The following is a 19,932-nucleotide window of genomic DNA, read 5'->3' as shown; positions in this document are numbered from 1 at the left end:
CTTTCACCCTTTCAATTCATATGTAAAAATTACTTCATCTCCATCTTGCAATGGTTCTGTAAAGAAGGCAGTTTGACCATTTTTTAAAAGCTGATATGACTTTATTTTCTTTAAATCAACATCAAGATAGGTAAATATATCGGCTACTATTATTGAACTATCTTCAGGAGTTGTTGAATATATTTTATCACCATTTTTTATCTCATACTCTTTACTAACAATTACCCCATTTACTTCATAAAGCAGCGAATCTTTTTCAAGAATAACCTCTTTACCATTCAAACTTATTTTTACCCTTTTTATTTCTCCTTGTGTTATATCAGCAATTTTTAAGGGTTTCTTTTCTAATACAACCCTCAATTTCTCGCCAGGATTAACTTGATTTTTATCTGAAAGCTGCAAATCACCCTTGTATATTTTCACAACTCCTTGCTTTTTTTCAAAATATACATCATTAAAGAAAAACTCTACATTTGCAAGATTTTTTTCCAAATTTTCCCTTATGGCTCCAACAAACACTGGATCATAATTTATAATATCCCCATCATTCAATTCAACATTTTCATTTACAACATTGCTGTTTAAATTCACTGGTGGATAGTAATACTCAATTTTACCTCCAAAATCTAGCTCAATTGGCGGTACAACATCATACAACCTATATTTTTTTTCAAAATTTTGAGAAGGTTTCCCAACAAAAATTCTATCACCGTGTTTTACTTTATCCCTTAGACTTGCTTTTTTACCATTTATAAATATCGGTGCTGGTTTTGGAAGCTCCCCTTTTAATATTTTCATTTTCCCATTCACTTCAAGCACAATTGACTCTGATGGTTTCCCAATTAGCTCTGAAAGAGAATACCCACATTGTAATAAAACGTCACTTAATGTATGGCCACCAGAAAATCCAACAAGTTGAATTGGTTCATCATTAACAAAAACTTGTTCAAAAATTGTTCCACTTCTGGTAAGAGCGGTATATGCAATGCCAATAGGTGTAACAAATTCACTTCCCTCAATTATTCCTGTGTTATCAATAATATTTAAATTCTTTGCATTTTTTAAAGATATGTTATCGAGATCTATTCCCAATTTTTCTGACAAAGATTCTACAAAACCCGGTACCTTTGCGCCACCTCCAACTACCATTACAACTTGAGGAGCCTGACCATTTAATCTTAAAATCTCTTCTGCAACTTTATCCGTAATATTTTGAACTACCGGAGAAACTAATTTTTTTAGTTCATCTCTTGTTATTTCCTTTTCTTTATCTAAAATATTTCTATATAATTTCTTATCGTCATTACTATTACTAGAAAGCCACCTTTTTAATTCTTCTGCTGTTGAAAAATCAACAAGCAAAGTTTTCGTTATTGCCTCCGTAATTTCATCACCTGCAAGAGGAACCATACCATATGCGACAATTGTTCCCTCTTTGGATATTGCAATATCACTAGTTCCTGCACCAACATCAACAAGCGCAATGTTTAATATTCTTAAATCTTCAGGAACTGTAACATTTATAGCAGCAATAGGTTCCAATGTCATGTGGGTCATTACAAGATCTACTTTTCTTAAAACTGAAATCATTGCATCAACAACTTGAATCGGTAAAAATGCTGTTACTACTTGTAAACTCGCCTTTTTTCCACGTAAGCCCCTTATGTTTTTAAGCCAATTCCCATCCAATTCATACCTTATAACAGAATACCCTACACAGTACATATTTTCCGATTGGATATTTTGAACAGCTTTATCTACTGCAGACAATTCCAACCTTGTCACAACTTCATCACTTATCTCGTTAACTTGGGATATATCCTCTTCATACTCTCCTATTGCAGTTTGAAGAAATCTTCCTGCAAGCGCGACTGCTACTTTTTCTAATTTTACATCATTTCTTTTCTCAAGCTCTTCTTTTACTTTTTTTACAACTCTTGCAACTTTATCTACATCATGAATTTGACCATCAAGCATGGCTCTATGTTCATGCTCTTTTATTACAACATCATGGATTACTATTTTTTCTTCTTCCAAAGTTGCTAAAATACCAGCAATTTTTCTCGTTCCTACATCCAAAGCAAAAATCAAGGCTACTACACCTCCACAACCGTCACACCTACTCCACCTTCACTTGGCCTACCAAAGCGATAACTTTTCACCCTTTTATCATTTCTAAGGAAATTCCAAATATTTGACGCAAGACTTCCAGTTCCTTTCCCATGAATAATATATCCAGTTGAAAAGTCTGATAAGACAAGATCGTCTATAAATTTATCAACAACATCTAATGCCTCTTCAACTGTCATTCCACGCAAATCAATTTCATTACTTTTCAAAGGACTAAATGATACTAAATGAACTGATTCACTAACATCATAAGTTTGTTTATCATCTTGAACATCTACCGGTATAAGTTTGTTCTTTTTAACTTCTATCTTTAACCCATTGAAATCAACCAAGAATTTATTTTCGCCCCTTTTCTCTATAACTTTTCCAACCGTTGTTCCGTCTTTTAATCTTACATACTTTCCAACACCAATTTCCCCTTCAACTTCAGGATATTTCATCGTTTCGATTTTGCTATCAATTTCTTGTATAGTATTTTCTTTCTCTTCTATATTTTTAAGTCTCTTCTTTATTAAACTTTCATTTTTAGTTTTAGCAGAAAACAGTGCGTTTTGAAGTTCTTTTTTTGCATTTCTAAATTCTTTATACATTTCTCTAAGTTCTTTATCTAATTCTTCTATTTTTTTCATCTTTAAAACATTGTATTTTCTCTCATATTCTTTCCTCAACCGTTCATATTCATCTAATGTTTTTTCAAGTTCTAATTTTTTACTCTCAAGTTCACTTACTTTTGAATTCAATCCTTTGATTAAGTTTTCAATTTTTAAATGATCTTTTGAAATATGCTGCTTTGCTTTCTCAACAATTTCTTTAGGAAGCCCCAACCTTTCAGATATTTCAAATGCATGAGAGGCTCCTGGAGTATTTAATAATAGTTTATAAGTTGGTTTTAACGTTTCAAGATCAAATTCCATAGATGCGGTAATAATATCATCTCTTTCCATAGCAAAAAGTTTAACATTGGTAAGGTGAGTTGTAATAACAAACTTTATATTTTTTTCAATTAGATATTCAATTATTGAAATAGCAAGTGCACTACCTTCAAATGGATCAGTTCCAGAACCAAGTTCATCTATAATTACCAAAGAATTTTCATCAGCATTTTTTATCGCATCAATAATTCTTACCATATGTGATGAAAAAGTACTTAAATTTTCAACTACGTCCTGAGAATCACCAATATCTAAATACAATTGAAAATCAGGAATTCTTGTACCGTGATCTGCCAAAATAGGCATTGCATGTTGTGCCATAAAGATAAATAGAGCTATAGTTTTTAATGTAACTGTTTTTCCACCAGTATTTGGCCCAGTAATTATTAACCCCTTTTTATCCACTGGTAAATCAATTGAAATGGGAACAACAATATCCTTTGGTATCAATGGATGTCTTGCATTAACAAGTTTTAAATATTTCCCATCGGGTTTTACAACAATAGCTTTATTTTCATATGCATATTTAGCTCTTGCATACAATGAATCAAAAAAACCCACAATTTCAATATCATTCATTAAGTTACCGTATCTATCATGAATTTTGCTTGTTATTCCCCTTAAAATCTTATCTATTTCAATTTTTTCCTCACTAAGTAAAATTTCATATTTATCATTAAGTGCAATAAACTCCTTTGGTTCAAAAAATAAAGTTGCACCTGTATTAGAAGTTCCATGTACAATACCTTCTAAATTACCACGAGCACCGGATCTTATTAAAAATACATATCTACCATTTCTTTTTGTATACAATTGCTCTTGCAAATACTTACTATTTTTCGAAATAAACTTTTCAATTCTTTGCTTTATTTCTAATTGATGTCTTTTTATTTCCTTTCTAATAACTGACAAATTTTTTGATGCATTATCTTTTACATTGCCATCAGAATCAAAAATTCTGTCGATTTCCTCAATAATTGAAGAATAATCCCCCAATTTAGAAAGATAATACGAAAGCTTATATCTAGAACTAGGTACTACTTTTTTTGCATCTTCAACAAACACCAAAAAATCTTTTATTTTAAATATCTCTTCTGGCAGTAAAACTGAATAATTTTTCGTTTTTTCAAGTATAGGCCTTATATCATCAAGCCTATGAAATACAGGTAACCCTTGGGTTACCTGTATTTCATATATTTCATTTAAGTATTCATACTCATCATCTTTGGGCTTATTTTCAACCAATCTTTTCAAATACTCTTGGCCGTATGAAGAAAAAGTATATTTCAAAAAATCTTGAAAAACTCTGTCAAAATCAATATATCGTTTCATTGCACTCCCCTTTAAAATTCTATATTTAAGGCAACATCAAAATCAATAGAATTTATAGGTTCTATACCACTTGTTACTTCCTTACCTGTTTCCGTTTTTGCTCCCATGAAAAATTGAATGTTATAATAGACCCTTCCACTAAAAGTAACATCTTTACTAAAAATAAAATCTGCTCGTAACCCCGGTTTTAAAGTAAATGAATTCACAATTATTTTGTTATAATGTGAAAAACTTACGCTTCCAAAATCAGATAAATTGCTGCTTGAACCAGCTTCTTTTTGAAAAATTTCCTTCTTATAAAAAACTTCACCTTGAAATCCTAATTGAAGTTTTTCACCTTCATTAAATAATGTTACTCCAAAAACTTTTACTGCAAAATCAAATGAAGCACCTCGGACTATGTATTCGCTGTCAAAGTCCAAATTTGAATATATTCCAAAACCATATGAGACAGGTGAATTATGCTGAGGATCAATATTTTTTTGGTATCCATAATATAAAATCAGATTATCAATAAACTCAGGCTTTGGCAAAATATCATTTTTTAAATCTACAGGATTATTTATTCTAATTCCAAATGTTCTTTCCTGATACCTTGTAAATGAAAAAGAAACAAGTGAAATTGCAATTAATGCTATTATCATTATTTTTTTCATTATCTCACCTCCGAAAATAATTATATCACAACTTACGTCAATATTATATACAAAAGAGCACTAACTCCAGCTGCAAATGGTACTGTAACAAACCAGGAAATAATTATGTTCTTTAAAATTCCAACATTTACAACTTCTATTCCTCTTGCAAAACCTACACCTGATACTGCACCTACCACTGTATGTGTAGTTGAAATGGGCATTCCCATAGTAGAAGCTATAAGAACTGTGGTTGCAGTTGAAAAATCAATTGAAAAGCCTCTAGTGTTATTAAGTTCAGTAATATCTTGACCAACTGTTTTCATAACCCTGTAACCTAAAATTGCAACACCAAAAGATATACCAATACCACCCAAAGCTAAAATATATTTTGGTATTTCAATAGCTCCCTTTACACTACCAGTAGTTATTATAATGTACATTAATGCAAGTGGACCTACTGCATTTGCTACATCATTTGCCCCGTGAGAAAAACTGACATAGCATGAAGTTACAACTTGTGCTTTCTTGAAAATTTTCTCAACTATATCATATTCATTATCTCCAACTTTTGCTCTTTTCAAATATAAAAAAGAGACAAGGAAAACTAAAAACCCGATTATAATTCCTGCATAATTTCCTAATAATATATCCTTTTTCATTGTTTTTACAACAAAAAGTACTGCAATTGTATAAAATGCAACACCTAACAAAATTGGAGCAACATATTTTGCAGCTTTAGCTGGATGTTTTCTATGTAAGATTGAAAAGGAAATAAATTTAAAGATCACATAAGCCATTGCTCCACCAATAAGTGGCGAAGTTATCCAGGTAATAACAATTTTTAATAAGGTCATCCAATTTACTATTTGAAGTCCACCAGCAGCAAGTCCAAAACCGACCATTCCACCAACTATTGAATGAGTTGTTGAAACTGGCATTCCCCAAAAAGTAGCAAGCAATATCCAAATAATTGAAGCAATTAATGCAGAAAAAGCACCAACCAGTATATTATTTGGATCAGATATCATATTTAAATCAACTATACCTTTTGCAATTGTTTTGGTAACATGTGCTCCAAAAAGAACTGCACCTAAAAATTCTAAAATGGAAGCAATTATAACTGCTTGTTTAGGCGTTATTGCTTTTGCACCAACAGCTGTTGCCATACTATTTGCAACATCATTTGCACCTATGGAAAACGCCATACCAAAACCCACCAAAAATGCTCCTACTATCAGTAGCACTTTATCGCCTCCTTATCTAATAATCATTCTAATTCTTTCAACAACATTTTCAGCTCTATCAGCTATTTTCATCATTAAAACTACAATACTGTTTAAAAACAAAATATCAACAGGATTCATCTTATTTTTATATGAATATAGTGTTTTTCCAATTTCTATTCCCAATGAATCTGTTTTTGACTCATCCTTTTCTACATCAAAAGTTAAATTATCTTCTTTACTAATTTCATTTGGAGAAAAGTCAGATTCTACAACAGTTCTAAGTTCATCTACAGAAACTTTCATAAATTTTATAACATCTGCAACATAGTCTCCCATAAGTTTTATTTTTTCAATTACTTCTTCTGGGCATTCATCAACTTTATTCATAGTAAGGATCTTTACAAAATCGTCAACTGCATCTATAATCGAATCTTGGTTATGTATAATCTCAAGTGCATCTATTCTATCAAAGTAGCTCCATCTAAGTTTTGTATAGATCTCTCTCAATCTCGTTTTAATCTCATCAGCACTAGACTCAAATTTATCAATCTCTTTAGAGTATTGCATTATATCTTTTCCATTAAAATAGTCGTCTAAAATCTGCGGTACAATAGTACCTGCTTTCATACAATACTCTGCGTGTTCACTGAGTAATTTCGTTGGTGATACTTCCGGAAATAACCTATCAATAAACCTCTTCATCTTATCCCTCCTTTTAAAGTTTATTAAATTCTTTCACTAGTTGAAATTTTCGTTATAAAGAAACTTCCCAACAAAAGTGGTATATAAAATGTAACAACCCGATACACCGTAATTATTCTTATTGAAACATCTGGACCCAAAATTTGAGAAAATACTATCTGATAAGTTCCTTCAACTCCTCCGCTTGAACCTGGTGTTGGAATGTAATAAGCAACAGAATTTAAGAGCGAAATTATACCTAATAAGTATAAGTATTCTATAGTTGAAAATTTATCAACAAAAATATAGAAAATATAGGTATAAAGCAAAATTGTAACAAAGTACAGTATTATATCCAAAATTAAAATCCACGGATTTTTAACCCACAAAATTTTTATACTTTCATGTAATGAATCAATCCATTCTATTATTTTTTCTCTCTCTAGCTTTTCTCTAGAAAATTTTCCAAAAAATGATAATATTTTTTCTAAAAATTTCTTGTTTATAAATCCAATTAAAATTAGAAAAGAAATTGAAAAACTAACTATGAATCCCGTCAAAATTAATGACAACCCAAAACTTTTAGGATAAGCAGATAAAATAGGTCTAATAGATAAAATATCAATAATCAAAACTACAAAAGACATCTCTAACGTTCTTGAAATTACAATATTTGTTGCATCCTCTGTTTTTACTCCCACTTTTGAAAGATGATATATCTGGTAAGGTTGGCCGCCTATAGACATTGGAGTGATATAAGAAATGAATTTACCGAAAAATATATTTTTGAAGGTCTCTTTGAAAGGAAGGCTATATTTAAAAAATTTTAATAACATTGAAAGTCTCAAAGTATCTATCAAATAAATTACAACAAGTATAAATAAACTAATTAAGAATTCTATAGTAAGTAAATCTCTTAAAAACGAAACTTGCGTTGAATAAAAAAATTGAAAAAGAATAATCATCGAAAAACTAATTATCAATGAAATAAAAACCTTTCTAAAAATTGACTTTTTGTTTCTATTAGCCTCCGACAATTTCATCAACTCCCATTAGATGCAAATCTTCTACTGTAGTTATTTTTATATTCTTTTTATTACCTTCCGTTATAGAAACTTTATAACCCGAAGCAAGTACAACTGAACCATCATCAGTAAAATTATCCAATCTATTTGAAAATTTTGAAAATGAATCTTTTAAAACTCCATATTTAAATGTTTGCGGTGTTTGGATTATAAATATACTATCTCTCTTTGGAACAGATAAAATAAAATCACTTTCAACTACCGCTATAGTATTTTCAGAAGGAATTGCTGTAACTGTTGCTCCAAACTTTTTTGCATTTTCAATGTTTTTTTCAATTATATCTTTATTTACAAATGGCCTTGCCCCATCGTGAATCAAAACAATATCATTTAAATCAATCTTATTTTCTAAAAATTTTATAGCGTTAAAGGTAGAATGCTCTCTTGTTTTTCCACCTTCAATAACGTATATTTTTTTTTCAAACTTTTTTAAAATTTCTACGCTTTTATTGATATAATCCCTATTTGACACTACTACTAAAAAATCAAAGCAATCTAATAAAAACTTTTCAACTGTATGCTCCATCAATGTCCTACCATTGAACTTCAAAAATTGTTTTGGAAAAGCTTTAGAAAATCTTGTTCCTTTTCCACCAAATAGAATTACACCAACTATCACATTTATCACCTTTTTTTAGAGTTTTCAATACCATAAAGTTTTATCTTGTGAGAAAGGGTTTTATAATTTATTTTAAGCATTTTAGCTGCTTTAAATCTCGAATCAGATTTTTTTAATGCAAGCATTATATATCTCTTTTCAACGTGCTTTACAAGCTTACTAGTAAAATTTACAAGATCTATACCTTCAAAATTACTGGTTTTAAATTTAGGTATATCAATTCTTCCAGTTGCTACATAATTACTAGCAACCTTAACCAATTCTTTTGTATTACCAGGCCAGTTATACTCTTTTAACAGCTCATATTCATTGTTATCTGGTATCTTTTTATCCAAGTTCTTATGTTTTAGGTACAAAGACGAAAGAACAATATCAAAGATATATGGAATATCTTCTTTTCTATCCCTTAAGGGGGGAATTTTAAGTCCTTTTTTCTTAGAAAATTTCACTTTTATATGAGGTAATCTACTTTCAAAAAATGTTCTGTATTCATTTACATACATTCCATCTTCATATAATAACACTAATTCGTTCTTTTCTTTAAAATCTAATATAACTTTTTGCAAAAATTCTCTTATTATAGGACCTTGAAGTTCTGGGAAAGAATACAACATATCATACTCTTCTTTTAGCCTTCTATATTCTTCTTTTACTTCAAAAAGCTTAACAGCGAGCTCCAATTCCCTTAAGGAATATACCAAAATTTTTCCCGGGACAGTTTTTTCTTCCGTTAAATAAACTATATCCCAGTAATCTTCTCTAATTTTTTCTTCTAAATTTGAATTATAAATGTCAAAAACAACTTCTCTATGTTCATATAAAAATTCCCTCAGGCTCTCAACAAGAACCTGAGGGATTAAAAGCTTAATCAAAGACTCACCCCTTATTGTATATTATTATAATTCCCTCAGGCTTCCCCCACCTTTCTATTGTATTTTAACATATTCCAAATAAATATTAAATACCATAAAATTACTTGCTAATTGCTGCAGCAATAGCTATTGAATTTCTTTTTGATTCGCTTGTATCGGCTCTTGAAACGATAATTATAGGAACTTTTGCTCCCATAATTATTCCAGCAATCTTACCATTTGCAAGGTACACTGCAGACTTTCCAAGGAAGTTTCCACTATGAATATCTGGAACAACTAAGATATCTGCTTTTCCAGCAACCGGACCTGAAACCTTCTTTACTTTCGCAGCAAACTCACTCAATGCGTTGTCTAAACCAAGTGGTCCATCAATTTTACATCCTTTTATCTGTCCCCTATCAGCCATCTTTGCTAATATTGCAGCTTCCATTGTCTCAGGCATATCTGGATTCACTACTTCAACTGCTGCTATTAAACCTACTTTTGGTTCCTCATATCCTAAACTATGTGCAAGAGAAACTGCATTTTTTATAATTTGTACTTTTTGCTCCAATGTTGGTTTAATAACCATTCCACCATCTGTTACAAAAATTATCCTATCCATTCCAGGGGTTTCTAAAAGTGCAACGTGAGAAAGTAATCCTTCACCACGAAGTCCCCATTCCTTATTCAAGGCAGCTTTCAATAGTGTAGCAGTTTTTACCAATCCTTTCATTAACACATTTGCTTGACCTGAAGATACCAACTTAACAGCCTTTTCTGAGGCTTCTGCTTCACTTTCAGCATTCACAATTGGAAGTTCCATTTCTAATTCCTCAAGATTTTTTCTAACAATTTCCTCTTTTCCAACCAATATAGCTTTTATGCCTAGATCCAAAACATCTTTAATCGCTTTCAATGACTCAACATCTTCAGCTCCAGCTAATGCAATAACAGCCTCTTTTGTCTTTGCTTTTTCTATTACCTCATCAAAACTTCTTAACATCCAATCACCTCCCAATGTATTTTATAATCGAACACATAAATGCCATACTTAAAATTGCATCAAATACTACTTGATAGTCTTCATGAATTAACTTCACACTTCTTCCATCAATTCTCTCAACAAGCGGTAACATCTCAACCAAATCCGCTCTTGCAGTGTCAGTAAATTCAACAACTAACTCAATTGGTGTGTCAAATTTATAGACCTTGAATTTTTCTTTTGGAACTTGTAACATCCTCCTAGTTGTTTCTTCTATTTCTTTTAAAACTTTCTTCATAGATTTATGCTTTGCTGAAAATCTCCCTAAAGATTCTTTAGTTTCTACAAAAAAAACATCATCAAAAACTTGACCTTTTAATTTATCATCACCAACTATCATTGCAACTGGAACATTGTAAAGTCCAGCATAAGCTGCGTTAATGAGAGCTTCATTCATTTTTTGACCATTTATCCATATGTTATATATAGATGATGAAGAATAAGAATGATCCATAACCGCATATCTTGTTCCAACACCAGCATGATATCCAAAAAATACTACTCTATCAAATGATTCATCAAGACCACTCATCATATAATTTTTCCTTAGTCCGCCTGAAATTAATTCCACATTTTCAAATTCTTTTGTAATTTCCCACAATACATTATCTCCCATAGCATGTGAATCAACTAATAAAACATAGTTTCCATCAGTTGCCCTTAAAAAAGCCTTCAATTGTTCCATCAAATAATTTTGTTTGAATTTAACGCCGTATTCAACATCGGACCATTGAGTCACACCACCCAATCCCTCAAAATCAATAGAAACATATATTTTCATACTCCCCCTCCTTTATGTTACAAAAATATTTTAACTCAAGTTCCTATAAAACCTAAGCTTTGCATTTCTTTGCAAAATCAAGAATTTTAAAAACTGCCTTAAATACTTTATTCTCATCATATTTAATCTAAAAATATAGAAAACTTGAATACCTGTTTCAAATTATTGGGAAATTATTTAGAACATTGACACATTTATTCCTTGAAATTTTACATACACCTATGAGATAATATTTGATGCCCCACCAGAAAAAATATTTTCCTGAGGTGTGTCCTATGAAAGATAATATACTTTCAGCACTAAAAGAAAAAATCAGCCGCCAAAACTGGGAAAGTTGGTTCTTAGATTTTAACGTTAAAAAAATTGAAGATAAACATGTTGTTTTCGAAGTCGGCAATATATTTATAAAAGACCGACTTGAGCAAAAATTCAGCAAAATTATTTCAAAAGTAGTTAAAGAAGTTCTTGGAAAAGATGCTACTTTTGAAATAGTTTATAAAGAAATTGATATTACCCAAAAAAATGAAGAAAAAGGTCCTTTAGTTAGAAAAAGACCTTTACTTATAACCCCACTAAATCCGAAATATACATTCGAAAATTTTGTAGTGGGAGACTTTAATAGATTTGCATATAACGTTTTTCTTGAAGCTAGTAAAAAACCTGGTTACTACAATCCTATATTTTTGTACAGTGGTGTGGGGCTTGGAAAAACACATCTTGCTCAAGCACTTGGAAATTATCTTTTGGAAAATGATCCAGATCTTAAAGTTGCATACCTTACCAGTGAAGATTTTATGAATGAAATGTTCTACGCAATTAAAAATGGAACAACAGAAGAATTTAGAGAAAAATACAGAAAAAAAGCTGACATATTGATAATTGACGACATTCAATTCTTGATCGGTATAAAATCAGCACAAGTTGAACTTTTCCATACATTTAATGCAATACATGAGGCCGGAAAACAAATTATTATATGTTCAGATAGAACTCCTCAAGAATTAAAAGATTTTCATTCAAGAATGATTTCAAGATTTCAAATGGGATTGCTAGTTAAAATTGAAAATCCTACTAAAGAAGACTTATTTAAAATTGGGAAAAAAATTAGTAAGCTTAAAGGTGTTGAAATAAACGATGAAATTATAGATTACATTAGTTCCATTTATGATAATCCGAGATTAATTCATGGTGCAATTTTAAAGTTAATTGCTTACAAAAATCTATATGGTTCTTTAAATCTATCTATAGCACAAAGTATTTTAACAAACCCATCCAAACCGCCAAAAGCTTTAGAAGAAAAACTTATTGAAATTTTAAGTGATATTTTTGAATGTTCACCTGAAGAAATTCTTTCAAGCAAAAGAACAAAAAATATTTCGTATGCTAGAAAAGTTGGGATGTACTATGCAGCAAAAAAATTAAACCTTTCGACACGTGACGTTGGAAAAGTTTTTAATAAATCACATTCTTCTGTCGTACAAAATATAAACCAAGTAGAAAAACTAATAAAAGAAGGAAATATCATAATAAAAAATTATCTAAAACAGATAGACAAAGCAACAAAAAACTTTGCACAGGGCGAAAGTATATGATATAATCAAATTAGCCTATCAAATAGCAGGAGGTGACAAACGTGAAAGTAAGAGTTGACGAAGCAACATGCATCGGATGTGGCGTATGTGAAAACCTTTGTCCAGATGTCTTCAAAGTTGGAGACGATATGAAAGCAAAAGTTCTCCAAGCAGAAACAGATTTAGACTGTGCTAAAGATGCAGCTGACAGCTGTCCAACCTCTGCAATTACAGTAGAAGAATAATAGATTTTAAAGGCCGGGATTTCCCCGGCCTTTGATTTTATCCGGCAGTTAGTCCTCTATAAATTCCTTCCCTTTCATTTATAGTAAATAACCGCTAAATTTTTAATTTTATTGTAATTTTCTACATTTTTCATGATATAATTAAAATTGTAGATGGTTTTTTTTTATGTTAGAATAAAATACCTGGTAGATAATGCTAAAAGATTAACCAACGGAGGTGCTGATTTAATGAAGCGGTTAACCATTTTTGTTTTTTTAGTACTAATCTTATCCCTAACTTTTCCAATCAATCTTGAAAAATCTAAGGAATTATTCTTATATTATATCAACAATTTTGAAACATCGAATGATGATGAATTTTTATCCAATACCAGAAATTCTATTAACACTTTTTTGCCAATTTACAGATATTACAAAATTGAACTTGTTGGAAGTGTTGAAAAAACAGACGTTTCAAAAAAAATTGGTGACTATCTTAATGTGATATACAAACAAAACATATCGAATAATTATACTACACAACTTGCTAGAGCCGCATTTTTTTCATACCTCGAAGCATCACTTGAAAGAAAAAAATTCGAAGCAAGCTTTATAAAATCTTCCCCTAATTTCAACAGTTTTTTTAACTCCTACCAATCAAAGGTTATTTTTGCTGCAAGAAATTATCTTTCTGATCTTTTAGCAAAACATCTTGGTGCTAAAATTAATTTGGTTGGTAATGCTGATATAGAAGATGCTCCTCAATATTCATTTGAATTTGAATACACTCCAAAATTTAAAGAATATGAGTTTACTGATGAAATAAAAATTATCCTTAAAGATGAAGAAATTAAAAAGAATTTTGTAAAATATTTGGAAATTATCTCTAAAAATCCACAAAGAATGGTCCCTAACATTAATAGATATAGTGGACTATTACAAAGAAACGTTATTAAAAGTGTCTCAAACTTGAAAAATATCTTTTCAGACGAGTTTGAAAAGACTGCTCCAAAATCATACAATTTCTGGTGGCTAAGATGGGTTGCCTATATTGCTTTAATTCTGATTACAATGAAGTCAAAAAAGTGGGATCTTGTATTATTTTTAATATCAATTGTTGAGATTTTGTATCTATTTATTGGCTTTGATATATTATCTAACTCTGATGCTACAATATATGGATTAATTTCATTCTCTGCCTTATTTGCTTCATTAATAATATTTATAAAAAACAAAAAGTTTCTTGAAATTTCATTGATTGCTTTATTATTAATATCATTTGTAATTCCAACATATTATACTAAAGATTTTCACATGAAAAACCTTAAAGAATTTGAAAATTCTCCATACTTTACTGAACTTATTAATGATGTTTTAAAAGATAAATATTCCAAATTTTCAAATATTGTAAGAGAATTAACTACAATTGCAAATTCAAGTATTATAGAAACTGAAGATATAATTAAAAGACTTTCAATAAACTTAAATAATTTTACCGAAAAAATCAAAGATCCTGAATATAAAAGTGTTAAAAATTTCGATGGTAGAGTCAATGATTTTAAAACATTAACTACTGAGTTTTCTAATTATCAAATCGAAGAAAAAATTAGAGAAAAGCAATTCAAAAAAGCTGAAAATAATTTAGAGAAATTCACGAAAAAAGTTGCTGAAATTTCATCTGACACATTTGAAAATGAATTCTTAAAAGAAATTCAAAACGATTTAAATTTTGAAGAAATAAGTCCAACAGTAAAAAAAATAAATGAAATTATTAAAAATACTAGAGATCTTGAAAAAATACCAATTCAATTTTACAGAACTAAGTTCGGGATCCTAACATTTGTATTTTTATCACTTGGATTTTTCTTGACATCCCTAAAAAATAAAAACTCAATTATTTGGAACGTTGCTGCAACATTGTCATCTTTATTAATGTTAATTAATCCTATAATTTTCTTTGTTCAATATGGTGTTCCTTTGATTACATTTAATTATAGTATTGTAATTCCAATTTTACTTATCATATCTATAATAATTTTAATAAAGAGCTTTAAACCCTTAAAGGGTTAAAACATACATTTTTTAAAAGGGAGGGAAGTTCTATGAAAAAGTTACTTATTTTCATTTTGTCGATATTATTTGTAGTAAGCGCATTTTCTTTCAAAGCTATTATGGTTACCGATACTGGTGGTCTTGGTGACAAATCTTTTAATGATGGAACTTGGGCTGGGGTTAAAAGAGCTGCAGCTGAACTTGGAATTGATGCTCAAGTAATTCAATCTTATGAACAAGCAGACTATGTTTCAAACCTTACAAAAGCTGCACAAGAAATTCAAAAAGAACCAGATGGTGGAATCGTATACGCAGTTGGATTTATGATGACCGACGCTTTATTTGAAGTTGCACAACAATTTCCTGATGTTTATTTTGCAGGTATAGATATTGCTCCATCTTCTGATAATGTTCCACCTAACGTAATTTGCTTCCTATTTAAAGAACAAGAATCTGCATTTCTTGTAGGTTACATTGCAGCAGCAACTACAAGAGCAAATAAAGTTGGATTTATTGGTGGAATTCCAATTCCTCCAGTTGAAAGATTTAGATACGGTTTTGAAACTGGTGTAAAGGTATTCAACGACCTTCATGGTACAAATATTCAAATAATTAAAGGATATACAAACCAATTTAGTGATCCAAAAAAAGGAAAAGATCTTGCTCTTTCTCAATTTGCAGAAGGTGTAGATATCATATTCCACGCAAGTGGTGCTTGCGGAAATGGTGTTATTGAAGCAGCAAAGGAAAAAATGGTTTCATTAGTTGGAAAAGACGATTTGAAATCCATTTTAGAATACGCATTTGAAAAAGGTGGATACTTTGCTATGGGTGTAGACGTTGATCAAGATTATATGGCTCCTGGTGTTGTTCTTGCAAGTGCAATGAAGGGTGTAGACACCGCATCTTATCTTGGTGTAAAATGGGCATACGAAGGAAACTGGACACCTGGAATCCACAAACTTGGTCTTGCTGAAAACGGTGTAAGAATGAGCCCAATGAAGTATACAAAAGGACTTGTTGAAAATAGAACATTAGCAGAACTTGCATACCTTGTTACTTTGATTAAAAAAGGTATTCTTACCGTTCCAGAAACCGAGGAAGCTTTAAAATCCTTTAGAACACCAAATATTGTATTCCCATTCTAATCTATAAAAATTTTGGGGGCATGTGCCCCCATTGCTTTGTCATTTTACTAAGGTTAAAACCTTAGTTAAGTGACAAAGCGTTGAAAGGAGGAGTTAAATTGTGTATGCCGTAGAAATGGTAAATATTGTTAAAAAATTTCCAGGAGTTTTAGCAAATGATCATGTAACTATAAGAATTAAAAAAGGTGAAATTCATGCAATAGTTGGAGAAAACGGTGCTGGTAAATCAACATTGATGAATCAATTATATGGGTTGTATCATCCAGATGAGGGTGACATTTTGATCAATGGCAAAAAAGTAACAATTAAAGGGCCTAAAGATGCTATAAAAAACGGAATAGGAATGGTTCACCAACATTTTATGTTAGTTGATACATTAACTGTTGCTGAAAATATAGTACTTGGTAGTGAACCTGTAAAAGGCCTAAATTTTGATATTAAAGAAGCCAGAAAACAAGTTAAAGAATTATCTGAAAAATATGGATTATTTGTAGATGTTGATGCAAAAATTGAAGATATTCCAGTTGGTATGCAACAAAGAGTCGAAATCCTTAAGACTCTCTATAGAGGTGCAAATATAATTATTTTGGATGAACCTACTGCTGTATTAACTCCTCAAGAAGTTGAAGAATTGTTTGAGATAATGAGAAAGCTTAAATCAGATGAAAAAACTATTCTCTTCATATCACATAAATTACATGAAGTTATGGAAATAAGCGATAGAATAACTGTTATGAGACTTGGAAAAGTTACCGGTGAACTTGAAACATCAAGAACTAATCCTAAAGAAATTGCAAGACATATGGTTGGAAGAGATGTTGTTTTAAGAGTTGAAAAAGCTCCACATGAGCCAAAAGAAAAAGTCTTTGAGATTAAAGATCTTGTCGTTAAAGATAACAGAGGTTTAGTAGCAGTCAATAAAGTTTCTTTTGATATAAGAAAAGGTGAAATAGTTGGTATTGCAGGTGTTGCTGGCAATGGCCAAACTGAACTTGTAGAAGCAATAACTGGATTAAGAAAAATTGAAGACGGGAAAATATACTTTGAAGGCAAAGATGTAACACATTTTACACCAAAGCAACTTAGAGAACTAGGACTTGCTCATATTCCCGAAGATCGCTTAAAACATGGACTTATTGAAGAGTTTGAAGCTTACTATAATGTTATTCTTGGACAACACTATAAACCTCCATTTTCCAATGGAACTTTTTTGAATCATAAAGAAATATTTGAATATACAAAAAATCTAATGGAAGAATTTGATGTGAGGCCTAGAAGAATTCAACATCTTGGAGGAAATTTTTCAGGTGGTAACCAACAAAAACTAGTAGTTGGAAGAGAAATTAGAATGAATCCAAAATTTCTAGTAGTTGCCCAGCCTACTCGTGGTTTGGATGTTGGAGCAATTGAATTTATACACAAACAAATATTAAAAATGAGAGAAATGGATGTTGGAATTCTTTTAATTTCTATGGAACTTGAAGAAATATTCTCTTTAAGTGACAGAATTATTGTTATGTATGAAGGAGAAATTATGGGAGAAGTAAAACCAGAAGAAACTACAGTTGAAGAAGTAGGATTGATGATGACTGGTCAAAGACTTGTAGAGGCACGGAGGGGATAAGATGAATAAAAGATTCTCTGCAATACTCATACCTATTATTTCTGTACTAATAGCACTTGCTATTTCAACAGTTATTATATTATTGATTGGTAAAAATCCACTCACTGCTTATTCAGCATTAATTAGAGGCTCTTTCGGTTCAAAACAAGCAATTGCTGATACAATAATAAAAACTACTCCATTAATATTAACTGGACTTGCTGTTGGCTTTGGATTTAGAGCAGGGGTCTTTAATATAGGTGCTGAAGGTCAAATGGTAATGGGAGCATTGATTGCTGCAGCTTTTGCTGGAAACTTTGGATTTTTGCCACCGATCATTGCCATTCCATTAACTATTTTAATAGCCATGGCAGTTGGTGCTGGCTATGCAGCAATTGCTGGATTTTTAAAGGCAAAGACCGGTGCTCATGAAGTTGTTACGACAATAATGCTCAACTGGATTGCAACTTACTTTGCATCTTACATGGTAACAGGTCCACTAAAGGTTGGATCAGGTACACCAAAGAGTCCTGAAATTGCTAATTCCGCACAACTTCCAATATTGATGAAGGTAGGAGCTATTGAAGTCAGTGCAGGTATTATAATTGCAGTTGTTGCAGCAATTTTTATGTATATTTTACTTAATAAATCAACAACCGGATATGAAATTAAGGCAGTTGGTTTTAATCCTTATGCTGCTGAATACGGCGGAATCTCAGTATCTAAAAATATTATCCTTGCCATGGCAATTAGTGGTGCACTAGCTGGTCTTGCAGGAGCAACTGAATTAATGGGTGTTCATCACAGATTCTTAGGTGAACTTTCTGGAGGAAAGGGTTTCGATGGTATAAGTATTGCATTAATTGGACAAAATAATCCAATTGGAATTATATTTGCTGCCTTACTTATTGGAGCTCTTAGAACAGGAAGTAATGAAATGCAATTTGTTGGTGTTCCAAAACATATGGTCATGATAATTCAAGGTATTGTTATCTTTCTTGTCGCAGCCGATAGAATTGTTCGTACTATTATGATAAGAAAGAAGGTGACAAAATGAGAGTCTTAGAAGCAATTTTCCTTGTTTTTATAAACCCTCTTTTTTATAAAATTACATTAACAGCTGCTACTCCTTTAATCTTTGCATCCCTTGGCGGAGTATATAGTGAAATTACCGGTGTTGTAAATATTGCTCTAGAAGGTATTATGCTTATGAGTGCATTTACTTCTGTTGTGTTTACATATCTATCTGGAAATGTTTGGGTTGGAGTACTAATGGCTGTAATCTCTGGTCTTGCATTTTCATGGATTCATGCATGGGGAAGTATTAAGTGGGCAGGTAACCAAGTTGTTTTAGGTACTGCTTTAATATTAATAGCTCAAGGTGTTACTGGTTTTTTGATGGAACCAATTTTCGGAAAACCTGGTCAAACCGACTTTGTTGGAAAAGTAGAAGAATTAAAAATTCCCGGATTATCTAATGTACCATTTTTTGGAAAAATATTTGGTGAATTAAGTCCTTTTGTTTATATGGCATTTGCGGCAGTTGCATTTTCCTGGTGGCTAATCTATAAAACTAAACTTGGACTTAGAATGAGGGCAGTTGGTGAAAATCCGGAAGCAGCTGATACATTGGGAATAAATGTTTTTGGAATAAGATACTTTGGTGTACTAATGAGTGGAGTTTGGGCTGGCCTTGCAGGAGCTTACTTAAGTATTGGTGAAGTTGGTCATTTTAGAGAATTAATGACTGGTGGTAGAGGATTTATAGCACTTGCAGCGATGATTTTAGGTAAATACAATCCTGTAGGAGCAATGCTTGCTAGTATATTATTTGGTGCATCAAGTGCATTTGCAAACCAAATGCAAAGCAGCTCTTTAATTCACGTTTCTGCAACTGTCAAACCATTATTTGACATGATCCCATTCATCCTAACCATTATAGTCGTTGCCGGATTTGTTGGCAAATCTCGCGCTCCAAAAGCTGATGGTGTTCCATATGAAAAAGTTTCCTAAT

At 31.2% G+C, this 19,932-nt stretch carries 17 protein-coding genes; 7 read left to right on the top strand and 10 right to left on the bottom strand.

Features of this window, described 5'->3' with window-relative positions:
• Positions 1 to 3: 3 nt before the first annotated feature.
• The 10 genes from EO083_RS04585 to EO083_RS04540 form a co-directional block, all read right to left on the bottom strand.
• Positions 4 to 2,091: a cell division protein FtsA gene (locus tag EO083_RS04585; RefSeq protein ID WP_126993004.1), complete on the bottom strand. Its 2,088-nt coding sequence runs from the start codon at positions 2,089 to 2,091 to the stop codon at positions 4 to 6.
• Between the two features lie 5 nt (positions 2,092 to 2,096).
• The gene (locus EO083_RS04580; protein WP_126993003.1) at positions 2,097 to 4,394 is read right to left on the bottom strand and encodes an endonuclease MutS2; all 2,298 of its coding nucleotides are present in this window, start codon (positions 4,392 to 4,394) and stop codon (positions 2,097 to 2,099) included.
• Between the two features lie 11 nt (positions 4,395 to 4,405).
• Positions 4,406 to 5,050, bottom strand: a complete 645-nt coding sequence (locus EO083_RS04575) for a hypothetical protein (RefSeq protein WP_126993002.1) — start codon at positions 5,048 to 5,050, stop codon at positions 4,406 to 4,408.
• 32 nt (positions 5,051 to 5,082) lie between these two features.
• A complete protein-coding gene (locus EO083_RS04570) occupies positions 5,083 to 6,276 on the bottom strand; it encodes an inorganic phosphate transporter (RefSeq protein WP_126993001.1) in 1,194 nt (397 codons plus the stop codon).
• 12 nt (positions 6,277 to 6,288) lie between these two features.
• Positions 6,289 to 6,960, bottom strand: coding sequence for a DUF47 domain-containing protein (locus EO083_RS04565; RefSeq protein ID WP_126993000.1), 672 nt, complete (start codon positions 6,958 to 6,960; stop codon positions 6,289 to 6,291).
• A gap of 23 nt (positions 6,961 to 6,983) precedes the next feature.
• Positions 6,984 to 7,982, bottom strand: a complete 999-nt coding sequence (locus EO083_RS04560; RefSeq protein WP_164723695.1) for a lysylphosphatidylglycerol synthase transmembrane domain-containing protein — start codon at positions 7,980 to 7,982, stop codon at positions 6,984 to 6,986.
• Complete coding sequence (ispD, locus tag EO083_RS04555; RefSeq protein WP_126992999.1) at positions 7,963 to 8,643, bottom strand: 2-C-methyl-D-erythritol 4-phosphate cytidylyltransferase; 681 nt, start codon at positions 8,641 to 8,643, stop codon at positions 7,963 to 7,965. Before ispD ends, EO083_RS04560 begins: the two co-directional genes overlap by 20 nt.
• A 5-nt stretch (positions 8,644 to 8,648) precedes the next feature.
• Positions 8,649 to 9,515, bottom strand: a complete 867-nt coding sequence (locus EO083_RS04550; protein WP_126992998.1) for an AAA-type ATPase lid domain-containing protein — start codon at positions 9,513 to 9,515, stop codon at positions 8,649 to 8,651.
• Positions 9,516 to 9,615: 100 nt separating this feature from the next.
• Positions 9,616 to 10,500, bottom strand: coding sequence for a bifunctional enoyl-CoA hydratase/phosphate acetyltransferase (locus tag EO083_RS04545; RefSeq protein ID WP_126992997.1), 885 nt, complete (start codon positions 10,498 to 10,500; stop codon positions 9,616 to 9,618).
• Between the two features lie 4 nt (positions 10,501 to 10,504).
• Entirely contained in the window at positions 10,505 to 11,320 is an 816-nt protein-coding gene (locus tag EO083_RS04540) for a M55 family metallopeptidase (RefSeq protein ID WP_126992996.1), read from the bottom strand.
• 275 nt (positions 11,321 to 11,595) lie between these two features.
• On the opposite strand from EO083_RS04540, the gene dnaA reads away from it, so the two are divergent.
• The 7 genes from dnaA (at position 11,596) to EO083_RS04505 (ending at position 19,931) form a co-directional block, all read left to right on the top strand.
• Entirely contained in the window at positions 11,596 to 12,912 is a 1,317-nt protein-coding gene (gene dnaA, locus EO083_RS04535) for a chromosomal replication initiator protein DnaA (RefSeq protein ID WP_126992995.1), read from the top strand.
• A gap of 41 nt (positions 12,913 to 12,953) precedes the next feature.
• Positions 12,954 to 13,136: a ferredoxin gene (locus tag EO083_RS04530; protein ID WP_126992994.1), complete on the top strand. Its 183-nt coding sequence runs from the start codon at positions 12,954 to 12,956 to the stop codon at positions 13,134 to 13,136.
• Between the two features lie 228 nt (positions 13,137 to 13,364).
• Positions 13,365 to 15,185 carry a hypothetical protein gene (locus tag EO083_RS04525; RefSeq protein WP_126992993.1) on the top strand — a complete coding sequence of 607 codons (1,821 nt, stop codon included), beginning with the start codon at positions 13,365 to 13,367 and terminating at the stop codon, positions 15,183 to 15,185.
• Positions 15,186 to 15,217: 32 nt separating this feature from the next.
• Positions 15,218 to 16,315 (top strand): BMP family lipoprotein, encoded by a 1,098-nt coding sequence (locus EO083_RS04520; protein ID WP_126992992.1) that lies wholly within the window; start codon positions 15,218 to 15,220, stop codon positions 16,313 to 16,315.
• A 115-nt stretch (positions 16,316 to 16,430) separates the two neighbouring features.
• Entirely contained in the window at positions 16,431 to 17,939 is a 1,509-nt protein-coding gene (locus EO083_RS04515; RefSeq protein WP_277600362.1) for an ABC transporter ATP-binding protein, read from the top strand.
• A gap of 1 nt (position 17,940) precedes the next feature.
• The gene (locus EO083_RS04510) at positions 17,941 to 18,975 is read left to right on the top strand and encodes an ABC transporter permease (protein ID WP_126992990.1); all 1,035 of its coding nucleotides are present in this window, start codon (positions 17,941 to 17,943) and stop codon (positions 18,973 to 18,975) included.
• A complete protein-coding gene (locus tag EO083_RS04505) occupies positions 18,972 to 19,931 on the top strand; it encodes an ABC transporter permease (protein WP_126992989.1) in 960 nt (319 codons plus the stop codon). The genes EO083_RS04510 and EO083_RS04505 overlap by 4 nt, the downstream gene beginning before the upstream one ends.
• The last annotated feature ends 1 nt before the right edge of the window (position 19,932 follow it).

The sequence above is a fragment of the Thermosipho globiformans genome, assembly GCF_003990895.1.
GTDB classification, from domain to species: Bacteria; Thermotogota; Thermotogae; order Thermotogales; family Fervidobacteriaceae; genus Thermosipho; species Thermosipho japonicus.
This window is presented reverse-complemented; position numbering and strand designations above follow the sequence as displayed.

What these genes read in the sequence shown, in the direction of transcription:
- EO083_RS04540 (WP_126992996.1), bottom strand. Translation starts at nt 11,320, where the DNA reads ATGAAAATATATGTTTCTATTGATTTTGAGGGATTGGGTGGTGTGACT.
- dnaA (WP_126992995.1), top strand. Translation starts at nt 11,596, where the DNA reads ATGAAAGATAATATACTTTCAGCACTAAAAGAAAAAATCAGCCGCCAA.
- EO083_RS04560 (WP_164723695.1), bottom strand. Translation starts at nt 7,982, where the DNA reads ATGAAATTGTCGGAGGCTAATAGAAACAAAAAGTCAATTTTTAGAAAG.
- EO083_RS04515 (WP_277600362.1), top strand. Translation starts at nt 16,431, where the DNA reads ATGGTAAATATTGTTAAAAAATTTCCAGGAGTTTTAGCAAATGATCAT.
- EO083_RS04575 (WP_126993002.1), bottom strand. Translation starts at nt 5,050, where the DNA reads ATGAAAAAAATAATGATAATAGCATTAATTGCAATTTCACTTGTTTCT.
- EO083_RS04520 (WP_126992992.1), top strand. Translation starts at nt 15,218, where the DNA reads ATGAAAAAGTTACTTATTTTCATTTTGTCGATATTATTTGTAGTAAGC.
- EO083_RS04545 (WP_126992997.1), bottom strand. Translation starts at nt 10,500, where the DNA reads ATGTTAAGAAGTTTTGATGAGGTAATAGAAAAAGCAAAGACAAAAGAG.
- EO083_RS04565 (WP_126993000.1), bottom strand. Translation starts at nt 6,960, where the DNA reads ATGAAGAGGTTTATTGATAGGTTATTTCCGGAAGTATCACCAACGAAA.
- EO083_RS04525 (WP_126992993.1), top strand. Translation starts at nt 13,365, where the DNA reads ATGAAGCGGTTAACCATTTTTGTTTTTTTAGTACTAATCTTATCCCTA.
- EO083_RS04580 (WP_126993003.1), bottom strand. Translation starts at nt 4,394, where the DNA reads ATGAAACGATATATTGATTTTGACAGAGTTTTTCAAGATTTTTTGAAA.
- EO083_RS04505 (WP_126992989.1), top strand. Translation starts at nt 18,972, where the DNA reads ATGAGAGTCTTAGAAGCAATTTTCCTTGTTTTTATAAACCCTCTTTTT.
- EO083_RS04510 (WP_126992990.1), top strand. Translation starts at nt 17,941, where the DNA reads ATGAATAAAAGATTCTCTGCAATACTCATACCTATTATTTCTGTACTA.